Annotated in this window: 24 protein-coding genes; 13 read left to right on the top strand and 11 right to left on the bottom strand. The window is 50.6% G+C overall.

Annotation, left to right across the window (positions count from 1 at the left end):
• The 12 genes from PHU49_05510 to PHU49_05455 all read left to right on the top strand — a co-directional run.
• The coding region (locus tag PHU49_05510; protein MDD5243454.1) for a hypothetical protein at positions 1 to 414 on the top strand (414 nt) is incomplete at its 5' end.
• Between the two features lie 16 nt (positions 415 to 430).
• Positions 431 to 709, top strand: coding sequence for an isoamylase early set domain-containing protein (locus tag PHU49_05505; GenBank protein ID MDD5243453.1), 279 nt, complete (start codon positions 431 to 433; stop codon positions 707 to 709).
• Between the two features lie 82 nt (positions 710 to 791).
• Positions 792 to 1,430: an ATP-binding protein gene (locus PHU49_05500; GenBank protein MDD5243452.1), complete on the top strand. Its 639-nt coding sequence runs from the start codon at positions 792 to 794 to the stop codon at positions 1,428 to 1,430.
• A 24-nt stretch (positions 1,431 to 1,454) separates the two neighbouring features.
• Complete coding sequence (locus PHU49_05495) at positions 1,455 to 2,096, top strand: hemerythrin domain-containing protein (protein ID MDD5243451.1); 642 nt, start codon at positions 1,455 to 1,457, stop codon at positions 2,094 to 2,096.
• Positions 2,097 to 2,124: 28 nt separating this feature from the next.
• Positions 2,125 to 2,571, top strand: coding sequence for a universal stress protein (locus tag PHU49_05490; protein MDD5243450.1), 447 nt, complete (start codon positions 2,125 to 2,127; stop codon positions 2,569 to 2,571).
• A 57-nt stretch (positions 2,572 to 2,628) separates the two neighbouring features.
• Positions 2,629 to 2,820 (top strand): ferredoxin, encoded by a 192-nt coding sequence (locus PHU49_05485; GenBank protein ID MDD5243449.1) that lies wholly within the window; start codon positions 2,629 to 2,631, stop codon positions 2,818 to 2,820.
• Positions 2,821 to 2,867: 47 nt separating this feature from the next.
• Positions 2,868 to 3,263 (top strand): class II SORL domain-containing protein, encoded by a 396-nt coding sequence (locus tag PHU49_05480; GenBank protein MDD5243448.1) that lies wholly within the window; start codon positions 2,868 to 2,870, stop codon positions 3,261 to 3,263.
• A gap of 171 nt (positions 3,264 to 3,434) precedes the next feature.
• A complete protein-coding gene (locus tag PHU49_05475) occupies positions 3,435 to 3,983 on the top strand; it encodes a hemerythrin domain-containing protein (protein ID MDD5243447.1) in 549 nt (182 codons plus the stop codon).
• A gap of 79 nt (positions 3,984 to 4,062) precedes the next feature.
• A complete protein-coding gene (locus tag PHU49_05470) occupies positions 4,063 to 4,902 on the top strand; it encodes an electron transfer flavoprotein subunit beta/FixA family protein (protein MDD5243446.1) in 840 nt (279 codons plus the stop codon).
• A 5-nt stretch (positions 4,903 to 4,907) separates the two neighbouring features.
• The gene (locus PHU49_05465) at positions 4,908 to 6,161 is read left to right on the top strand and encodes an electron transfer flavoprotein subunit alpha (protein MDD5243445.1); all 1,254 of its coding nucleotides are present in this window, start codon (positions 4,908 to 4,910) and stop codon (positions 6,159 to 6,161) included.
• Positions 6,162 to 6,176: 15 nt separating this feature from the next.
• A complete protein-coding gene (locus tag PHU49_05460) occupies positions 6,177 to 7,481 on the top strand; it encodes an FAD-dependent oxidoreductase (GenBank protein ID MDD5243444.1) in 1,305 nt (434 codons plus the stop codon).
• Positions 7,478 to 7,759, top strand: a complete 282-nt coding sequence (locus tag PHU49_05455) for a 4Fe-4S dicluster domain-containing protein (protein MDD5243443.1) — start codon at positions 7,478 to 7,480, stop codon at positions 7,757 to 7,759. The genes PHU49_05460 and PHU49_05455 overlap by 4 nt, the downstream gene beginning before the upstream one ends.
• 158 nt (positions 7,760 to 7,917) lie before the next feature.
• Here the strand turns inward: PHU49_05455 and PHU49_05450 are convergent, their stop codons facing one another.
• The 5 genes from PHU49_05450 to exbB form a co-directional block, all read right to left on the bottom strand.
• The gene (locus PHU49_05450) at positions 7,918 to 8,472 is read right to left on the bottom strand and encodes a bacterioferritin (protein MDD5243442.1); all 555 of its coding nucleotides are present in this window, start codon (positions 8,470 to 8,472) and stop codon (positions 7,918 to 7,920) included.
• A 55-nt stretch (positions 8,473 to 8,527) separates the two neighbouring features.
• Positions 8,528 to 9,313 (bottom strand): methyltransferase domain-containing protein, encoded by a 786-nt coding sequence (locus PHU49_05445; GenBank protein ID MDD5243441.1) that lies wholly within the window; start codon positions 9,311 to 9,313, stop codon positions 8,528 to 8,530.
• Positions 9,314 to 9,504: 191 nt separating this feature from the next.
• On the bottom strand, positions 9,505 to 10,296 hold the full coding sequence (locus PHU49_05440; protein ID MDD5243440.1) for an energy transducer TonB: 792 nt from the start codon (positions 10,294 to 10,296) through the stop codon (positions 9,505 to 9,507).
• Entirely contained in the window at positions 10,293 to 10,676 is a 384-nt protein-coding gene (locus tag PHU49_05435; GenBank protein MDD5243439.1) for a biopolymer transporter ExbD, read from the bottom strand. The genes PHU49_05440 and PHU49_05435 overlap by 4 nt, the downstream gene beginning before the upstream one ends.
• Positions 10,657 to 11,094, bottom strand: a complete 438-nt coding sequence (gene exbB, locus PHU49_05430) for a TonB-system energizer ExbB (GenBank protein MDD5243438.1) — start codon at positions 11,092 to 11,094, stop codon at positions 10,657 to 10,659. The genes PHU49_05435 and exbB overlap by 20 nt, the downstream gene beginning before the upstream one ends.
• A 59-nt stretch (positions 11,095 to 11,153) precedes the next feature.
• Between exbB and PHU49_05425 the strand changes: the two genes are divergently transcribed.
• Positions 11,154 to 11,543 carry a hypothetical protein gene (locus tag PHU49_05425; GenBank protein ID MDD5243437.1) on the top strand — a complete coding sequence of 130 codons (390 nt, stop codon included), beginning with the start codon at positions 11,154 to 11,156 and terminating at the stop codon, positions 11,541 to 11,543.
• A 40-nt stretch (positions 11,544 to 11,583) separates the two neighbouring features.
• Here PHU49_05425 and PHU49_05420 read toward each other — a convergent pair whose 3' ends face one another.
• The 6 genes from PHU49_05420 to PHU49_05395 all read right to left on the bottom strand — a co-directional run bounded on the left by PHU49_05420 (position 11,584) and on the right by PHU49_05395 (position 17,946).
• Entirely contained in the window at positions 11,584 to 12,732 is a 1,149-nt protein-coding gene (locus PHU49_05420; GenBank protein MDD5243436.1) for an acyl-CoA dehydrogenase family protein, read from the bottom strand.
• Positions 12,733 to 12,803: 71 nt separating this feature from the next.
• Positions 12,804 to 14,183 (bottom strand): AMP-binding protein, encoded by a 1,380-nt coding sequence (locus PHU49_05415; GenBank protein ID MDD5243435.1) that lies wholly within the window; start codon positions 14,181 to 14,183, stop codon positions 12,804 to 12,806.
• 74 nt (positions 14,184 to 14,257) lie between these two features.
• Positions 14,258 to 15,604 carry a TRAP transporter large permease gene (locus tag PHU49_05410; GenBank protein ID MDD5243434.1) on the bottom strand — a complete coding sequence of 449 codons (1,347 nt, stop codon included), beginning with the start codon at positions 15,602 to 15,604 and terminating at the stop codon, positions 14,258 to 14,260.
• The gene (locus PHU49_05405) at positions 15,597 to 16,130 is read right to left on the bottom strand and encodes a TRAP transporter small permease (GenBank protein ID MDD5243433.1); all 534 of its coding nucleotides are present in this window, start codon (positions 16,128 to 16,130) and stop codon (positions 15,597 to 15,599) included. Before PHU49_05405 ends, PHU49_05410 begins: the two co-directional genes overlap by 8 nt.
• A 32-nt stretch (positions 16,131 to 16,162) precedes the next feature.
• Positions 16,163 to 17,179 carry a TRAP transporter substrate-binding protein DctP gene (gene dctP, locus PHU49_05400; protein ID MDD5243432.1) on the bottom strand — a complete coding sequence of 339 codons (1,017 nt, stop codon included), beginning with the start codon at positions 17,177 to 17,179 and terminating at the stop codon, positions 16,163 to 16,165.
• Between the two features lie 122 nt (positions 17,180 to 17,301).
• On the bottom strand, positions 17,302 to 17,946 hold the full coding sequence (locus PHU49_05395; protein ID MDD5243431.1) for a GntR family transcriptional regulator: 645 nt from the start codon (positions 17,944 to 17,946) through the stop codon (positions 17,302 to 17,304).
• Between the last annotated feature and the right edge of the window lie 454 nt (positions 17,947 to 18,400).

Genomic DNA, 18,400 nt, shown 5'->3' with positions numbered 1-18,400 from the left:
TTGAGGCGATTTTTGCTGCTTTATTCGAGAGACCCGGATATTACCGGCAGCGAGATCCTGTCGCTGCTTGAAAGACTTGTCCCAAGAGAAAAGATCGAAATATACTGCAGCATTGAAGAACTCCTGGTGAGACTCCACAAACCGCACCACGATATTCTCGTCTTGATACTCCAGATTTCCGACAGCAAAGAACTGGAAGATTTTGCATCTATCAAACCTCTCCTGAACGATATAAAGATCATTCTTATCCTTACGGACCGGAAGGCAGACACCGTCGCCGCAGGTCACAACCTGCGTCCACGCTTTTTAACCCACAAAAACAACGATCTGAACGAGGTAAAGGACGTATTAACGAAGATGATAAAGGTCGGGAATATGTTGCAAGACCTTAACAACGGCATACATAGAAATTAAGACTAAGGAGGTAAAAATGGCCAGGAAGAAAAAACAGGTTAAATTCAAACTTAATGCCCCGGAAGCCGGGAGCGTCTATATCGCCGGTGACTTCAACGGTTGGGATAGAAAATCTCACCCCCTCAAACAGGATAAAAGGGACGCGACGGGTGAGATCTGGCAAAGGATCGTCTACCTGGAACCGGGCGCGTATGAATATCGTTTTATCGTCGACGACCAATGGTGCGATGACCCGGATTCCGTGGAAAGACGCGCAAACGAGTTAGGATGTTCCAACTGCGTTATCCGGGTATGAAACAGACAACCGGACAAAGCATATCCCTTAAGGCAACGGGCGACACGGCCTCAGCAATTAATCTTTCATTGGAGGTATAAAAATGACAAATGATATCAGAAACCAACAACAGTTTAAAAGCCTTTCAGCGTTTAACGTCAATTATAAGATCAGGCTGAAGGAGTCGAATCTCAACGAGATCGTTCAAAGGGCGGAATTATTTTTACCGCAATACGTGAACGGGAATATCAGATTGAAGATGTCGCTTGTCGAAAAGGAACTGTATGTAATGGCGGACATCATAAGGATGGAGGAGGCTGTAATAAATCTTGTCAAAAACGCATCGGATGCGATGACCGATGGCGGCGTATTGACATTCAGTACCGGCCGGGTCAACTTTCAGGACGAATCAATCTATACGGGGAATAATTGGATACCAAGTGCATGCGCTGTGTTTTCAATAGAAGATACGGGCACCGGGATGGACAAAAGAACCAGCGAGAGGGCGTTCGAGCCCTTTTTTACAACAAAACCGGGGATGGGTAAGGGTCTCGGTCTGCCGATAGCATACAGCATTATAAAACAACACAACGGGAGCATCAAGGTGGATAGTTCTCCGGGAAGAGGCACAAAGGTAAATGTTTACCTTCCTCTGGTAAAGACAGTGATACGGCAGATGCAGCCTATACCCCTGAGCCCGTCATTGATAGCGGGCAGATTGAACGGAGACGCCCGTTACTAAAACAAAGGCATTGCTGGAGGATATATGGGAGCACAAAACATAAAACCGACTGAACAGTTGAAAGAAGAACATGTTTTCATCCGATCGTGCCTCATGGTTTTAGAAAAGATATGCGAAAAGCTCGAATCCGGTAAAGAAATAGATACGAGACATCTCGGACAGATAATTCAGTTCACAAAAATATTCGCTGATAAATACCATAACGGGAAGGAGGAAAAGATGCTCTTTCCTGCGCTGGAAGAAACCGGGATGCAGAAAGATACCGGACTGATCAGGGTAATATTGTCCGAGCATGACAGCAGCCGCAGGTATGCAAAAGGTTTGAGTGAGGCTGCTGTCGAATATCAGGAAGGCAGGCCCGGGGCATCATCGAAGATCATTGAAAACGCAAGGGGTTATATCGGTCTGTTAGACAAGCACATTGAAAAGGAAGACAACGGCTTATTTCTTATTGCCGATGCCTGTCTCGCGGAAAAGAAACAGAAAGAGTTACTGATGAAATTTGACACATTAAACAAAATAAAGGTACTGGTTGAAATGCATGAAGAACTTTGGAGGGCTCTATATCAACTAAAAATGGTCTATCTGGATCATATGTTGGTGAATACCAGAAAAAATACATACCATTCTGTAGGGACTCTGACAATGACGAACCGGCAATTATGATTTATCAAAAAATATAAAGGAGGACCATATGTTTTCGCCAAAAACAATTCTTGTACCAACAGATTTTTCCGAATACTCGGACAAAGCCCTGCAGCATGCAACAGACATCGCAAGACAAAACAATGCCAGGATCTATCTTTTGCACGTTATCGGGGTAACCCAGCAGTGTATCGTTGACTACTGTATTGATAAACAGATGGTAGACCAACTGGAGCAGCAAAGTATTGATTCAGCGAAAGAGATGATCCGGAAACAGCTCGACAAGTTGAAGGAAGCAGAATCAGTAGAAATTGTCCCGGATATCAGAAAGGGCACTCCATACGAAGAGATCTTGAAAGAACAGGAAGACAAAAAGATGGATCTGATCGTAATTGCGTCACATGGAAAGACGGGGCTGCTAAGTCATCTCATCGGCAGTGTCGCGGAAAAGGTTTCAAGGGCGGCCAGGTGTCCCGTGTTGTTGGTACGAAGTTAAACGAATGCCCATCAAATGAAGGTTGAGTTGGACGTAAATAAACCCAAGGGGGCAACGATGAAAGTAACGATCGATGAAACCATTTGTACCGGCTGTGGAATGTGCGCGGAGACTTGCCCGGAGATCTTCGAGCTTCAAGATGATCTGGCACATGTTAAAACAGGCAGCGAGGATGTGCCCGAGCAATATGAGGACGCCTGCCGGGAGGCTGCTGATTCATGCCCGGTGGGAGCAATTGAAATCGAATGATGGATAGAGTTATATCGGGGATATCGCAACAGTAAAGGAGGAGAAAGATGAAAACGTTGAGCGAATTACTCCAGACAAATGACTGGAAAAAGGAGAAGCATGTTCCGGTTATCGAATGTCTCGATTCGGTAAGGGTCGGGGAGAAACTGGATATCAATGTATCTGTCGGGAAGGAGATCCCCCATCCCAATACTACAGAGCACCATATCCGCTGGGTACAGATATTTTTCAAACCGGACGGCGATAAGTTCAGCTACCAGCTTGCCAACTGCGAATTTACAGCCCATGGTGAGTCGGCGGCAGGCGCCGATCAGGGACCTCTTTATACGGATTATTCGGTCACCGTAAAGGCGATCATTAAGAAACCCGGCACAATGCATGTCCTCAGTTTTTGCAACATCCATGGACTGTGGGAAAACAGCAAGGATATCAAAATAATCTGAAAAAGGGCAAAGATGCAGATCAAGCCTCCCAATGGCAGCCAGAAACCTTATCGTTCCTCCCCCTATCTGGCTGCCTTTCTTATCAAATCCCGGGGATTGTCTATCTCGCCCCATGCCTTGTTTTTCCGGCCGGCTCTGTTTTCTGAAAAAATAATTTAAGGAGGTTGTCCCATGCTGCCCGTTGGTCCTTTAATGATTGAACACAGGCTGATCGAAAAGATGATTGCCGCGATTCAGAACGAGATTGACTGGTGCGAGAGGGAAAACAACATCAACCAGGAGTTTATCGATAACGCGGCTGATTTCATCCGCGTATATGCAGATAAATGCCATCATGGGAAGGAAGAGGATATCCTCTTCAGGGATCTGAACAAAAAACCCTTATCCGACGAGCATAAACGCATCATGGAGGAACTGATTGCGGAGCACCGGCAGGGAAGAAAGGCGGTTGCGGAGATGATGGAGGCAAAAGAACAGTATGCGCAGGGGAACAGGGAGATGCTGACCGTTATTCTCGACCGCATGAGGTTTATTGCTGACTTTTATCCGAAGCATATAGAGAAGGAAGACCAACACTTTTTCCTGCCCTGTATGAACTATTTTACTACAGAAGAAAAAGACTTAATGCTGAAAGAGGAATGGGAGTTCGATAAACACCTTATCCATCAGATCTACAGGGAGAGGGTGGAGAAAGCAGAAAAACTCATATCATGCTCATGAACCGGCAAAGAGCGCTTATACCCACAAGAGTGCCCTGCGGCCCCGGAAAGGGGCGTTGCGTCCGTTTATGCGAGGGGCTATGAATCTCATCTGCTGTATAAAACAGGTGCCTGACACCGCTGATGTCAAAATTGACCCGGAAACCAACACCCTGATCCGCTCAGGGGTAGAATCAATCTCCAACCCATATGATATGGTAGCCCTGGAGGCGGCCCTTGTCCTGAAAGATAAATACGGCGGCACGGTTACCGCGATAAGCATGGGGCCTCCCCAGGCAGAACAGGTCCTCAGGGAGGCCGTCTCATTGGGGGCCGATCAGGCCATACTCCTGTCCGATCGGGCCTTTGCCGGCGCCGATACCCTTGCCACGGGTTATACGCTTGCCATGGCTATCAAAAGGTTGGAGCAGGATGCCTCTCCTGTCCATCTGGTGCTCTGCGGAAAACAGGCGATCGATGGCGACACTGCACAGGTCGGGCCCGGCGTTGCCACACGTCTCGGATATACACAATTTACTTACGTGACTGAGATAAAGGAGATCAGCGAAGACAAAAAGTACATTACCGTGAAAAGGAAGGTTGAGGGAGGGTCGGAGGTTATCCGTGGTCCCCTCCCTGCCCTGCTTACCGTTGAATTGGACCTTGCAAAACCCAGGAGGGCTTCCCTTCCCCAACTCATTCAGTCCCTTCGGGATGGAATTACCGTATGGAACGCAGATACCATCCGCGCTGAGCCGGGGAGACTCGGCTTGAAGGGCTCGCCAACCTGGGTGCGGAGGATATTCTCCCCTCCCCTTAAAGAAGGCGGACCCACCTTTGATGCCCGGACAGATCCAAAACAGGCCGTGGAAGACTGTTTGAGCACGCTTTTCACTGATGAAACCTTTGCCGCAGGATTACTGAGCCGCTGGGGGCGTTGACGTCTATGGCTAAAAACTCAAAAGGGATCGAAGTCGCCGGGATAATCCCGGATAAGTGTATCGGATGCCAGATCTGCGTGGCCGAATGTCCTGTCGGGGCCATTGAGATGTCAGGTGGCACAGCCCGCATCGATCCTGAAGTCTGCATCGGGTGCGGCAAATGTCTCGAGGTGTGTCCCGTCGAAGCAGTGCAGTTTGAACGGAAAAGGCGCAAGGGGGTTGTGAAAAAGACAGGAGCAACGAAAGGCGTCTCTCCCGGCTATCAGGGCGTTGCCGTCTTTATCGAGGTCGTAAACGGACATGCGGCAACGGTTTCCTGGGAATTGGCCGGTAAGGCAAGAGAGCTCGCAGAAAAATTAGATACCAGGGTAGTGGGGCTTTTGCCGGGCCATGGGGTGGACAAACATGCGCATGAAGGGATAGCGTACGGTTGTGACGATGTCCACGTGATGGATGATCCTTTGCTGAAAACCTATTTATCCGGATCTTACGGAAAAGCGCTGACTGACCTTTGTAGAAAAACCAGGCCTGAGATCTTGCTGATAGGCGCTACTCCGGTGGGCCGGGACCTGGCAAGTATTGTGGCAACGAATATTGAAACAGGTCTCACTGCAGATTGCACGGGACTCGACATCGATGAGGAAAGGCATCTACTTCTCATGACGAGACCAACCTTCGGCGGCAATATCATGGCTACTATCTTTTGCGAGCACCATCGCCCTCAGATGAGCACGGTAAGGCCAAAGGTCTTTAAGCTTCATCGGGAAGATGCCGGGAGAACGGGCAATATTTATCGTCATCCCTTTGAACCGTCCCATGAAGAGCTTCCCGAAGTTATAGATCTTGTCAAGGATGTTTCCGGTGAGGGCATTGTTGACATTACCCGTTTTCCCGCCCTGGTTGTTGCCGGGAAAGGGGCCTGCGATCCCGGGTCAATGCCGATGCTTCAGGAGCTTGCCGATCTGGTAGGCGGTGTTGTGGCCTGCTCGAGACCGGTTGTGGAAGCGGGACTGATGCCCTACGAACGCCAGATCGGCCAGACAGGAAAGACCGTAGCGCCAAAGCTTTATCTCGCGATCGGGGTGTCTGGAAGCGTCCAGCATCTTGTAGGTATGCAGGGTGCCGGGAAGGTTGTCGCAATCAATTCCGATCCGCATGCCCCGATATTCAATGTTGCCGATGCGGGTATAATCGGGGATTATAAAAACGTGGTACCGGCATTGATCAAACAGTTGCAGGCAAAAATAAAAAGGGACTGAAGGGGATGCTGAGATATGCAAGAGGAATTTGAAGTAGTTATAGTCGGCGCAGGACCGGCAGGCATCTCGGCTGCATACACCCTGGCCGGAAAGGGGATCAGAACTATTGTTTTTGAACGTGGGGAATACCCCGGATCAAAAAATATCTCCGGCGGCGTTCTCTACGGGCATGATTTAGCGGGGATCATACCGGATTTTACACAAAGGGGCTGCCCTGTTCAACGGAATATCGTTGAATCGCGGCTGTGGTACCTCTCCAAAGACGGAGGCTACAGCGTTGCCTTTCGCGATCAACTGTTCTATGACAAGATGCCGCTCAACGCGTTTACAGTGGGAAGGGCTAAATTCGACCGTTGGTTTGCGGAACAGGCCAGAGAGAAAGGGGCGCTTGTTGTGTGCAGCACGGTAGTAACGGATCTGCTGCGGGATGGCGACAACCGCGTCATCGGGGTCAGGACAGACCGCACCAATGGGGACGTCAGGGCCAGAGTCGTTTTACTGGCTGACGGCATCAACTCCTCCCTGGCGGCAAAGACAGGGTTCCGTCCGGAACCAAAACCGCATGATATTGCCCTGGCAGTGAAAGACGTTGTCGAGTTGCCCGAGGAGATGATTAACGAGAGATTTAACGTAGAGGCAGGACACGGGGTAACCATCGAGATTATCGGCGGGATTACCGGCGGCATGGACGGCATCGCGGTAATCTATACCAATAAAAACTCTCTCTCCCTATGTATCGGCGCCAATCTTTCCGATTTCATGGAAAGCAGGGTAAGGCCTTACGAGATGCTGGAAGAATTTAAAAATCACCCGATGGTTCTCCCGTTGATTAAAGGTGGTAAATCGAAAGAATACATGGCCCACTGGATAGCGGAGGGCGGCTATGATGCGATCCCCCGATTATGCGGCGACGGATACCTTATCGCCGGCGATTCAGGCATGTTATTCAACGCCCTTCATCGCGAAGGGTCCAACATGGCCATGACATCAGGCCGGCTTGCCGCAGAGGCTATCATGGAAGCCCTTGAGAAAGGTGATTTCAGCCGCAAGGGTCTCACGGGATATGTCTCCAGGCTGCAGGGTTCCTATATAACGGATGATCTGAAAAAGTACCGGCGGTTCAATACGTTTCGCCTCCGGCATCACGAACTCTTCACCACACTTCCGGAGTTGGGAAGTTTTGCCGCCAGGGAGATGCTGACAGTTGACGGGATCTCCAAAAAGGAAAAACAGAAGGCCATCTGGAAAAAGGTGAAAAAGGATATCTCTCCCTTCAATATATTTCGACTTTTATGGGACGGTATAAGGAGTGTACGATGACCGTGAAGATCGAAGACAAACTCTTTTTAGACCGCTTCCGGGTTGACCAGGAACCCCACATCCGTATCGCCGATAACACAACGTGCATGGAGAAATGCGAAAACCAGCCCTGTCTTTATTTCTGCCCTGCCAATGTCTACAGGCTGGAAAAAGACCGGATCGTCGTGGCCTATGAAGGGTGTCTGGAATGCGGCTCATGCCGCATCGGCTGTCCCCATCTCAACATCGAATGGCGGTTCCCCACGGGAGGGTATGGCATCAGCCACAGATTCGGGTAAATAAGGCAGTGAATAGCAGAAAGACAGTCGATAGTGAATAGTGAATAGTCAGAAACAAAAAAGCGTTAGGCTGATAGCTAAAGAAGCCGTCAGCAGTCAGCGCACAGCCGTCAGCTAAAACAAAAATGGCGTTAGGCTGACTGCTGATAGCTGATGTATCATGCTCCCTGCGGAGTGCCGCCGCCCTGCCGGGCAACGAAGCCCTGTGTCTGCAAGCCGGTAGTCGACGGTGTCCCGGCGATCTGGGCAAGGTATGATCCGTCAAGCTGCTCAATGTGATCCTTCACATTGTCGAAGTAATTAAAATGTATCTGCTCCTCATCAATGATCGCCTCAAACATCTTCATACTGATGCTGTCGCCGTTCTCCCTGCATACCAGAAGGAACTGGTTGTAAACGCTGATCGTATCGTCTTCGAGGTTTGCATCGAAGGGAAAAACGGATTCCACCTTCTGACCTTTTTCAACCTTCCCTGCAAGGTCCGAGGTAGGCTCACCACCCAGTTCCTTAATCCGATCCGCAAACATCTCCGCATGGCGCATCTCATCGATTGCTATCAGCTTGACCTTCGCGGCCATATCCCCGTAATCCATGTCATCCAGGTTATAATGCTGATTCATGTATTGGTGAATGGCATGGAGCTCCATGGAACGGGCCCTGTTTAACACTTCAATTACCTTTGCCTTCCTTTTTTCTTTCGGATCCTGGGCCATGTAGTACCTCCTTGCGTTTAGTGTTTTCTTATTATTGATGAAAGAAAGATTTCTGTCAAGACAGATCAGGCCCTCCCTGTTGCTCCCCGGCGCTCTGATCCAGCTTCCGTGCGAAGATAAGATACCCTGTGTGCGCGATCATCCTGTCTGTCGGACGCACACGTTCGGCTACGGTCTTGTATTTCCTGAGCATGATCTCCAGTACCTCGATATCCCCGTAGCCGTTGCCTATGGTCTTCAGGGTATCCGAGATCTGGTTTGCCGTAGGTACGATCATACCTATAGGGGCGCTCGCCTTCAACAGGGGCCTCACTATATCGAGGCATTCCCATGGTTCCCGCACGTCGATGAAGGCAGCATCGAAATCACGATCAGTACAATTCGCCGCGTTATCGTTGCGGAGTTCAACGTTGTCCCATTCCCGGAAACGCTCAATATTCTTTTTAGCATTTTTATAATGACGTTCTTCCTGTTCATAGGTCACGACCTTGCCTTCGGGACCGACTGCATGTGAAAGGAGGTATGTAAGGGCGCCGCTTCCTGTCCCTATCTCGATCACCCTTGAACCGTTTTTAATGCTCAGTTTGTAACATACAAAGAAACCGTCCTTCGGGAAGACGATCTGGGTTTCCCGCCGCAGGCCATACATCAGGATGTCTTCGATGGTCGGCTCGTATACCTCGTACTGGCCGTAGGCTGCGCCGTATTGCTTCCCTATCAGCTCAGAATAGCTGAGCATGCCTCCCTTGCCATGGAATGACTGGCCGGCAGTAATCTTCTTCAGGTATTTTCTGTCTTTTAAAAAAATCAGGATAAGGTCATTCTCTGCAATCGTCTTCATTATCTGTCCTTTTTTTGCTATCAGCAGTCAGCGATCAGCAACAAACATAGTCTATCTGGTCTATTGAGTCAGTTTAATCTGTTTCCTTTTAACATTAAACCCCCGATAGAGTCATTCGAGGGCGGGCATAGAACGTTGAACAAATTTTGTCTTCTACTCTCCGCTCTCAGCCCTCTGCTCTTCGCTACCTCTTATTCCAGCCTGTACTCAACGGGCAGGACTACAACCATCCGGTATGGGATCTTCTGCGAAAAGGTAGTCTTCAATACCGCCTCTTTCGCGCTCTCGTCGAGCATCCTGAAGCCTGAACTGTTGAGGACCTTCAGTTCCTGCACCTTGCCGTTCTCCAGCACGGCGAAAGACAGGAGCACCTTCCCTTCCCAGCCCATCCTTCTCGCACGCTCCGGGTATTTAATATTTCTCATGATGTTTTCCCTGATGAAGGCGAAATTCCTTTCTGCCCGACCGCCGCGTCCGTAATCAAGCGTCCTTCCCCACCCTTCTCCCGGGATGCCCGCTATACCTTTTCCCGACGCGTAACCGCTCTGTGTGCTGGCGGCAGTTCCTGCCGTACCGACATTCCCGTACACTGCCATCTCTCCCTGCGGATCGAAGTAATGGCTTGTTGCGTTCTTCGCCTCGGCTGTCTCCGCTGTCAGTGCGCTCACATTGCCTTTCGGCGTTGCACTCGCTTCCACGCTCTCCGCCCCGTGCTCCCTGCTCTCAGCTCTCTGCTCGTGTATTCTCCCACGTCCCTCGTCCCTCGTACCTCGTCCCTCGGTCTGCCCTCTTCCTTCCTTTGTACCGTTCTTTGTGCCGATTTCACCGCGACCGCCGTTGATCCCGCTACCCTTTTCTATGGTAAAATCGATGAGCATATTTTTGGGTTTATTGTATTTTGCAATCGGCAGGGTAAAAAAGGCGGCAATGACAAGAAAGTGCACGACGGCAGAGACGGAAAGACCTGCGTAATTCTCTCTCATGGTAAGGCTTCTTCGGTCTGGAGACTGACCCTTCTGAAACCCATGGTCTTCACTACGTCAAGGACCTCAACAAAGTTCTGAAGGGGTATACTCCTGTCAGCCCTTATGAGAAAAGGGGTATCCTTCGGGACATCGCTCAGCCGGCTCTTCAGCGAAATAAGATCAACAGATTTTCCCTGGTAATATACATCCCCCTTCCTGTCTATCTCGATCATCCCTGTCTTCATCGCCTTTTCATGCTTGCCGACTACCTTCGGCAATTCCACAGGTATAATCCCGCTTGCCACAAAGGTGCTCGTCATCAGAACAATCGTGAGAAGGACAAGCATAACATCGATGAAAGGTATCATGTTGATGTAATCAAACTCCTTTTCTTCCATTCTCTCTGTCCCATTCAAGGAGTTTGACCTTCACCTTTCGCACGAGATAGTTGTAGAAGACTATGGAGGGTATGGCGACGAGCAATCCTATGGCCGTGGCCTTCAGGGCCAGGGCAAGACCGACCATGATCCTCGTTGCGTCTACATAACCTTCAGTACCGATCGTATAAAAGGTCAGCATGATACCGAGAACCGTGCCGAGGAGTCCGATATAGGGGGCATTGCTTCCTACCGTCGCTATAACGGACAATCTCCGCGTTATGTCTATTTCGAGAGACTTCCTGTCATCTTCATATTTGTGAATGTCCAGTTTTTTCAAAAAGAGGATCCGCTCGATAAAGATGGCAAGGGCAATAAAGGAAAGGATAATCAGAACGATTACGATCCCGTAATCTATGAAATATGCCAGCCAGTTCATTTACTTAATCTATTATAAATACCACGGTTTGTCAAAAGTGCTCATTGTATGGTATAGTAATGACGGATCAAAAAATGGACATCACGGACAATACCGATTGCCAGGGAACCGGGCCTTTTAAAAGGCCGGAACTGGCAGACATCAATGTCTCTCCTGAAATAGAACTGAAAAGCCACATATTCCTCATGTCGCCCGCTCCATGCTGCGCGCAGTCGGCCTTACCTTTCTGGGCAAAGCTTTCGGGGAAACTTCACAGCAGGAAACGGGAAGACGTTCTGGCAAGCGCCGTCGTTACACTATATGATGACTGCGGTGCGAACATTATCCAATATTCAGACACCTTCGCACTCGAAGCCGGTGAAATAACCGAATTCGAGGTAAAGCTTCTGGAATTCCGCGACATGACAAAAAGCTACAGCATCACCATCGAAGAAAGAGGATCCCTTTAAAAGATAAGACCAGCGGACGAATCCCTCCTGACCCGGCCTCTCACACCCGTCCTATGAGTGTCCTGCCGATGAAGTCTCTCAATATCTCATGGGCTCCTCCGCCGTAGAGCAGGAACCTGCCGTCCCTGAAGTAGCGCTGGGGGGCATACTCGCGGGCGAAGGCGTTCGCGCCGTAAATCCTCGTCAGCTCATCGACGACCTTCAGCATCACCTCGGTGGCATACATCTTCGCCTCTGCCGCGATGATGGTGGCATCCTGTTTGTTCTGGAGCATCCAGCCACCCTTGTAGACCATCAGCCGTGCAGCGTTCATCTCCGTATCCATGTTGGCAAACTTCTCCCGGATAAGCTGAAAGCTGCCGATGGGCTTTCCAAAGGCGATCCTCTTCCGTGCGAACTCAATGGCCTCCTGGTAGGCGGCCTGCGCAAGACCAAGGGCCGATGCACCGCACATGAGCCTCACCTCGCCCAGTATCTGCCCGACCTCCACAATACCCCGACCGGGTTCCGTGCCGAGAAAGTTCTCATCGGGCACCCAGACGTTGTCGAAGATGACCTCCCCGGTGGCCGTGCCCCTGGCGCCGAGCTTATCGAGGGTCTGTCCCCCTGAGAAGCCGGGGGTCCCCTTCTCCACGAGGAAGAAGCTGAGACCTTTGAGTCCCTTTGACGGGTCGGTACTGGCGAGGACCGTGCAGAAATCGCAGATCGGTCCGTTGGTGATCCACTGCTTGGTCCCGTTGATCCGCCACCCGTCGCCTTCCCGTACCGCCGTGGTCCTGGTGGCGGCGAGGTCGGACCCGGACTGGTCTTCCGTAAAGCAGATGGTGGCGATCTTCTCACCCCTCATGGCCGGGTACATACATCTCTCCTTGATGGCATCACTGCCGAACTTGAAGAGAAAGTGGGTGCCCATCAGGGCGTTCTGGTTGACGATCGTGGAGAAGCCGATCGAGCCACGGGCGACTTCCTCGTAGAAGATGAGGCACATTATCGGGTCGGCGTTCATGCCCCCTATCGATTCGGGGTACCGGATCCCCAGGTACCCGAGCTTCGCGAAGTCATGCCACAGCTCATAGGGGAATTCGTCCTTCTCGTCTATCTCCGCTGCCTTCGGGACGATCATCCTGTCGACCGTCTCGGCGATCATCTTTTTGAAAAATTCCTGTTCTTCCGTTAATGCAAAATTCATCTGTTCCTCCTCATATTCCGTGCACCGGGGTTAAACCGTTTCCGTGCCTTCGGTGTGTTCGGGGTGATTTCTTACGTGGCTTCGGCGATCTCTATCAGCTTGGTCTTTTTTGTCTCCCTCGGTATGGACTCAGGGGCCACCCATATGAACTGAGGGGTTACCCTGACGGTCTCCTTAAAGACCTTGTTCATCTGCTCTTCCAGCGCGGTGATGTCCTTTTCTCCCATGCCCTGGCCGTATTCAATCCTGATCTTCAGCGGAGGGGTGACGGAGGGTCCCGGCTTGTCGAGGAGTATCTTAAAGAACCCGGTGACCCTCGGGACAAACTTCAATATCTCCTTCTTTATCGCCTCGGGAAAGACGTTTACGCCTTTCACGATGAGCATATCATCGGCCCGGCCGACGATCTTGAACCGGAGTCCGCTCCTGCCGCAACTGCAGGGGGTCGTCGATATCTGGAGGAGATCCCCGTATGCATATCTCTGGAACGGCGTCCCTTCCCATTCAAGAAAGGTCATAGCCATCTCACCTATTGCCCCGTCAACCATATCGATGTTCTTCCTGGTCTTGGGATCGAGGAGTTCGAGGATACAATGATCCGCCGACGTCAGGTGCATACCGCTGTAAACCTCGGGCGCCTCGAGGCACTCTGCCCCCTGGAAACTATGGCCTCCGCCGGTCTGATCGCAGATATGGGCCCCGCCGAAACCTTTCGAAAGGATCTTTCTCACCTCGATGTTCCCGCCTCCGGGTTCTCCTACAGGGAATATCCATTTCAGGCCGAGCTCGTTCGCCTCCTTGCCGATCAGTTTCTTACACTGTTCCAGCACATACTGTGCAAATGAAGGTGTGGTAAAGAGCGCATGGGGACGGGTGAGCTCGATAAAATCAAGCACCCTCTTCGTTCCGCCGTCTGCGCCCACGGGCACCGCACAGGCCCCGGAGTGCATGATCCCTTGCGACAGAGGAAGACCCCCTGTAAACATACTGAGCGACAACCCCTGGAGGACCCGGTGGCCGGGCCTTATCCCCACCATCCATAATCTTCTCGCATGGAGCTCGTTCATGATATTCACGTCATTCTGCGTCAAAGCGTAAAGCGTGGGAGTACCCGTGGTGCCGGAGGTGGAGTTCAACCTCACTATCTTGTCCTGTGGGGCACAGGTTATCGTCCCCGGGCCGAAGGGATGGCCCAGTTCTGCGGTTGATGCCTCCTGGGTCCTTTTCTGTTCGTCTTTGCTTGTAACGGGGATGCGGCGAAAATCTTCCCAGCTTCTCACATCCTCCGGTTTCATGCCCGCCTGTTCAAATTTGCTTTTGTAGAGCAGGGAGTTGTTGTAGTTGTAGACAAGCTGTTTCTTCAGCCTTTCGAACTGGAGCGCCGCCATCTCGTCGGCGGACATGGTTTCCACTTCAGGGTTCCAATACCTATCTGTTACTTGCCGGGCCATTATTGCCTCCTTACCTCTATCGAATTAGTTTTATCTAAAATGGTTTTATATACTATTGTTCTTAATATCGTTACTCATTTTGCCATTGCTGCGGCAGCCATTTTATTGGGCAGCCACAGTACCAGTTCAGGAAATACACTGAACACCACGATCGAGAGCATTAAAATAGCCACGAAGGGCATAGACCCTTTCAATATCGTGGACATCTGCACATCCGGCGCTATGCCTTTTACAACAAAAAGATTCAAACCGAAGGGTGGGGAGATGCACCCGATCTCCATGTTGATCGTCATCATCACTCCAAACCAGATGGGATCTAACCCGAGGTTCTTGATCAGCGGCAGCAAGAGCGGCGCGGTCAACAAGATGATGACAAAGGGGGGCAGGAATGCCCCCATGACGAGGAGTATCAGGTTTATCACCACCAGGGTCGCCCATCTTGATGCCTGGACGCTGCCGGCCAGATTGGCCACCTGCTGGGTCAGGCCGATCTCTGTCATGACGTTGCTGAAAAACAGGGTCGTCGTCGCTATGAGCATGAGCATGCCGGTCTGATTTACCGTAGCCCGGAGGATCTCCATTGCGTTCTTTTTTGTTATGTAAGCCCAGTAAAAAACCAGTGTGAGGACAACACCGCCCAGGGCGCCGATAGCTGCTGCCTCGCTCGGTGTTGCCACACCGAAATAGATCGAATAAAGGATCAGTGCGATGAGGACTATAAAGGGAATGGTCTTCGGCAGGTACTGTATCCTCTCGGACCAGGAATAGTGTTCTCCGGCAAGGGTCGCCTCGCCGGCGGCAGCGGCCTGCTTCTGTCCTTTTCTTCGAGTGTAAAACATACAAATCATGATCCAGCAACTGAAGGCGAGAGATACGACTATCCCCGGCACTATCCCGCCGATAAAGAGCTGTCCTATGGATGTCTCCGTTGCGATGCCATAGACAATGAGGGTGATGCTGGGAGGGATCAGTATACCGAGGGTCCCTCCTCCCACTATGCTACCGCAGGCTAAAAAATCCGGGATACCCCGTTTTCTCATCTCCGGGATGCCCGATGTGCCGATCGCCGCCGCTGTGGCCGGGCTCGATCCGCTCATGGCGGCGAATATCGTACATGCAAAGATGTTGCTTATGGCGATGCCCCCGGGTACCCTGTACAGAAACCGGTGGATCGCCTCGTAAAGGTCCCTTCCACTCGGCGCCACTGTGATGACAACGCCCATAAAGACAAAGAGCGGGATCGTAAGGAGTTCGAAGCTGTCAACGCTGTGGTAGATAACCTGCGCCAGCATGGTGACGGCCCCGGTCCCTCCCAGGAGCATTCCGCAGATGAGGCCGGAGATGCCGAAGGCGAAGACCAGGGGCATGCCGGAGAGAAGAAATAAGAGGGTGATACATACCACGATCAGCCCGTTAAGCATTCTCCACCCCCGATCGAAGTGATTTTGCGGCCCCGACTATGATCCCTATCAATTGAAAACACATGATGCTGACGCCGACGGCAAGAAAGCTGTAAGGGATCGCAAGGGGAGGCGCCCATATCGTTTCAGACCTCCACCCCAGACTGAAGGCCTCCCAGAACATCAGCCAGCTTTTGTAGGCCAGGATCACACAAAAGATCAGCGAAAAAACCGGTGTGATCAATGCCAGCCATTTTCTCACCTTCGGTTTCAGGTGCGGCAGCACTATGTCGTCCATGGTGACGTGGGCATTGTTTTTGAGGGCAAAAACAGAACCAACGAAGGTGACAAAGGTAGTGGCCATGATCGCGGCCTCCACTTCCCAGACGGTAGCCCACCTGAAGATATAGCGCGCAATCACCTCGTAGACGATCACGAGCATGGCGAAGACCACTGCAGCCATACTCATAAACCCTGCGACGTCGGCAACCTTATCCAGGATCTTTCCAAGAAATCCTTTGCTCTTCGTTGGTAATGTTTTTTTCATGGTTCCTTCTCTCGACAATCGTTCATCGCCCTTTACTTCGTCTTTTCTATTATGGCGAACAGATCCTCGGTCCCCTTCACCTCTTTCATGAATGATGTCCAGGTCTCTTTCTTTGCGATTTCCACCCAGCTTGCATACTCTTTGTCGGTGAACTCGTGGACATTTACCCCTTTCTTGATATAAATCTCCCTGCATTCCGCTGATTGGGCCTTGATCTCTTTAAGGAATGCGGCTTCAGCGTCCTGCCCCGCCGCGATGACTGCTTTCTGCTGTTCCGGTTTAAGTTTTTTGAAAGTAATGGGGCTCATAATAATTGCCACGCAGGAATTCGACAGAGAGTGTTCTCCTGATATGGTCAGGGTCTTGAGAACATCGAAGAGCCTGAACGATACGAATGACGCGTCAGCCGTGAGAACACCGTCGAGGACCCCTGTTTGAAGCGCCATATAGATATCACCGCTGCTCACGTGCGTAATGGCCGCACCGGAAGCCTTAAAAAGCTGCTCGATCGCCTTGCTTCCTCCCCGCATCTTCAACCCTGCTACATCACCGGGAAGTTTGATAAGTACTTTTGTAGAACCAACGGAAGTTGGCGTGAAACCCCAGGATATGACCTTCATTCCCAGCTTCTCCGCCTCTTCGCTCATCCTTTTCCCCACCTCGGTACGCGTCAGCCGGATTCCTTTTTCCGGATATGGGACAGCAACGCCGAGATCGAGTATCCCCAGCAACGGGGCTTTCCCTGCCGAATACGCCAGATACCATACCGCCAGATCCAGGGCTCCCTGGCGCAGTGCGTCGGGTTGGTTTTTAGGGTTCATGAGCGTACCGCCCGCGTACACTCGACAGGTTAAGGATCCATTGCTATACTTTTCGAGCGATGAACAAAAATTTGATGCCCACTTATCCCGAACATCTCCCTGCGGCCACTGATGCGCAATCTTTAAGACTGTCTGCTGTGCGTTGCAGACCGTGAAGCCTCCCAGCAATAGTACCAAAGACACTGCAACAAGGGTCACCAATTCCCATAACCTTCTGTCTCTCTTCATTCTTTTAGCCCTCCTCTATTTGACATTATCCCAGAGATCTTTTCTAAATGCCCTGGGGACAAACCATCGTCGATCCTTGCCTTTCCGAATCTCCGGCGTATTGAACCTTCTATGTTGACCCTTCAAAACAACACTGCCGCTATCGAAAGGTATCGCTCCTTCGCGTGTTGTAGATGCACGCAAATCTCTTTCTTCAATGCCTCCACATCTCTTTTTTTAATAACACTGACTATCCTGCCATGATCCTCCAGCGCCTCCGCCGGGCCCTTCTGGGAGGCCACGGCCATTGCGAGGAGCCACCTGATCTTATCGATCAATTGGAAAATGAGTTCAACAAATGCCTCTGAATCAGTAGCTTTATAAAGAAGTTTATGAAACTCAGTGTTGCACTCGGCAACTCCCTGGATATCATTCTCCTTGGCTCGCCTCTCCGATTGAGCAAGGATCGCCCCGAGCTCCGCCACGGCCTCCGGCGTAATCCTTTCGATAATCAGGGGGGCGGCGAATAGCTCAAGCGCCTCTCGCAATGCGTAGTAATCTTCAGCCTCTTTCCGTGTTAGTTTTTTAACCACATACCCCAGGTTTGACCGGCATTCAATCAGCTTCTCATGCTCCAGCATAAGGAGTGCCTCTCTCACGGGTGTCCTTCCCATGCTTAGCTCTTTTGCGATACTACCCTCACGAATCTCATCACCTGGTTTAAGTTTAAATGAAATAATTTTATCTTTAATAATTTGGTGGGCTTGGTGACGTAGGTTGTTACTCATTTTACCCTCTGATATATAACTGATATATTAACTGATATATCAGTTTATATATCATTAAAATTGATTGTCAAGTATTTTTTCAGAATTTTTTTCAACTCAAAATGTGAGGCAGGTTGGAGATATGCTGTGGGGCAATCCCTTAAGAACTTCGATTTTAAATTTATTCGCAATGAAGGTTGTTCAAACACCGGCACGTTCTTTCCGATCTGTCATTCGTTGAAGAAAAAACCGGAATTCTCCACTCTGTAACGCCTTTTAACATTTATAGTGCGCACCATCTGTCAGGGTCTTTCAGTCTCAGAATCAATGTGTATCCAACTGCTGATTGCTGACGGCTTCCAACAGAATTGACTTTAAAATATCCTGCCTATCTGTTATAAGAAACAAGGAGGTCGGGGATGAAAAAGATTGGCATTATCGGCGTCGGGAATATGGGTGAATCGATAATCAAGGC

This window comes from Syntrophorhabdaceae bacterium (assembly GCA_028713955.1).
In the GTDB taxonomy this organism is placed as follows: Bacteria; Desulfobacterota; Syntrophorhabdia; order Syntrophorhabdales; family Syntrophorhabdaceae; genus UBA5609.
This window is presented reverse-complemented; position numbering and strand designations above follow the sequence as displayed.

Coding starts and splice junctions, on each gene's coding strand:
- PHU49_05505 (MDD5243453.1), top strand. CDS start 431: ATGGCCAGGAAGAAAAAACAGGTTAAATTCAAACTTAATGCCCCGGAA.
- PHU49_05395 (MDD5243431.1), bottom strand. CDS start 17,946: ATGAGTAACAACCTACGTCACCAAGCCCACCAAATTATTAAAGATAAA.
- PHU49_05480 (MDD5243448.1), top strand. CDS start 2,868: ATGAAAACGTTGAGCGAATTACTCCAGACAAATGACTGGAAAAAGGAG.
- PHU49_05500 (MDD5243452.1), top strand. CDS start 792: ATGACAAATGATATCAGAAACCAACAACAGTTTAAAAGCCTTTCAGCG.
- exbB (MDD5243438.1), bottom strand. CDS start 11,094: ATGAACTGGCTGGCATATTTCATAGATTACGGGATCGTAATCGTTCTG.
- PHU49_05435 (MDD5243439.1), bottom strand. CDS start 10,676: ATGGAAGAAAAGGAGTTTGATTACATCAACATGATACCTTTCATCGAT.
- dctP (MDD5243432.1), bottom strand. CDS start 17,179: ATGAAGAGAGACAGAAGGTTATGGGAATTGGTGACCCTTGTTGCAGTG.
- PHU49_05470 (MDD5243446.1), top strand. CDS start 4,063: ATGAATCTCATCTGCTGTATAAAACAGGTGCCTGACACCGCTGATGTC.
- PHU49_05445 (MDD5243441.1), bottom strand. CDS start 9,313: ATGAAGACGATTGCAGAGAATGACCTTATCCTGATTTTTTTAAAAGAC.
- PHU49_05465 (MDD5243445.1), top strand. CDS start 4,908: ATGGCTAAAAACTCAAAAGGGATCGAAGTCGCCGGGATAATCCCGGAT.
- PHU49_05425 (MDD5243437.1), top strand. CDS start 11,154: ATGACGGATCAAAAAATGGACATCACGGACAATACCGATTGCCAGGGA.
- PHU49_05475 (MDD5243447.1), top strand. CDS start 3,435: ATGCTGCCCGTTGGTCCTTTAATGATTGAACACAGGCTGATCGAAAAG.
- PHU49_05460 (MDD5243444.1), top strand. CDS start 6,177: ATGCAAGAGGAATTTGAAGTAGTTATAGTCGGCGCAGGACCGGCAGGC.
- PHU49_05410 (MDD5243434.1), bottom strand. CDS start 15,604: ATGCTTAACGGGCTGATCGTGGTATGTATCACCCTCTTATTTCTTCTC.
- PHU49_05495 (MDD5243451.1), top strand. CDS start 1,455: ATGGGAGCACAAAACATAAAACCGACTGAACAGTTGAAAGAAGAACAT.
- PHU49_05485 (MDD5243449.1), top strand. CDS start 2,629: ATGAAAGTAACGATCGATGAAACCATTTGTACCGGCTGTGGAATGTGC.
- PHU49_05415 (MDD5243435.1), bottom strand. CDS start 14,183: ATGGCCCGGCAAGTAACAGATAGGTATTGGAACCCTGAAGTGGAAACC.
- PHU49_05450 (MDD5243442.1), bottom strand. CDS start 8,472: ATGGCCCAGGATCCGAAAGAAAAAAGGAAGGCAAAGGTAATTGAAGTG.
- PHU49_05455 (MDD5243443.1), top strand. CDS start 7,478: ATGACCGTGAAGATCGAAGACAAACTCTTTTTAGACCGCTTCCGGGTT.
- PHU49_05490 (MDD5243450.1), top strand. CDS start 2,125: ATGTTTTCGCCAAAAACAATTCTTGTACCAACAGATTTTTCCGAATAC.
- PHU49_05420 (MDD5243436.1), bottom strand. CDS start 12,732: ATGAATTTTGCATTAACGGAAGAACAGGAATTTTTCAAAAAGATGATC.
- PHU49_05440 (MDD5243440.1), bottom strand. CDS start 10,296: ATGAGAGAGAATTACGCAGGTCTTTCCGTCTCTGCCGTCGTGCACTTT.
- PHU49_05405 (MDD5243433.1), bottom strand. CDS start 16,130: ATGAAAAAAACATTACCAACGAAGAGCAAAGGATTTCTTGGAAAGATC.